Here is a 736-nt window from a genome sequence, read left to right on the forward strand (position 1 = left end):
TGCGTCTGCCGGACAACAGCGTGCTCGACTACCGCCACGCCAAGGGCGGCGCACTGAGCGGCATCGACCTCAATGGCGCGGAGCTGAGCCGTCATGTCTACCAATTCGGCCGCGAACAACAACGCCAGCAAGGCCTGCTGCTCAGCGAATATACCTACGACGATCAGGGACGATTACTCGCCCACGCCGTAGGCCATCAGCGCGATGCGCTGTACCGCCGCGATTACGCCTACAACGCCAACGGCAATCTCGCGCACATCGCCGACAGCCGCCACGGCCAGCGCACCTACGGCTACGACGCCCTCGACCGCCTCATCCGCGTACGCCACTCACGCGACGAACTGCCGGAGTCCTTCGCCCACGACCCGGCCGGCAACCTGCTGATGCAGGACCGCCCCGGCCCGAGCCAGATCAAGGGCAATCGTCTGCTGATGCAGGGCGACCGCCACTACGATTACGACGCCTTCGGCAACCTGATCCGCGAACGCCGCGGCCGCGCGCAGACACTGGTCACCGAATACCGCTACGACAGCCAACACCGCCTGATCGGCCTGACCCGCCCCGACGGCCAGACCGCCAGTTACCAATACGACGCCTTCGGCCGACGCATCAGCAAAACCGTCGGCGACGCCACCACCGAATTCTTCTGGCAAGGCGATCACCTCGTCGCCGAAAGCAGCGAAAGCGAATACCGCAGCTACGTCTACGAACCCGGCACCTTCCGCCCGCTCGCGCT

1 pseudogene is annotated in these 736 nt (G+C 65.5%); it reads left to right on the forward strand.

The features are described 5' to 3' along the window. Positions 1–736: pseudogene (locus ACWR1S_RS30835) on the forward strand (type IV secretion protein Rhs); the annotation flags it as partial.

The organism is Pseudomonas sp. AIG, from assembly GCF_977020205.1.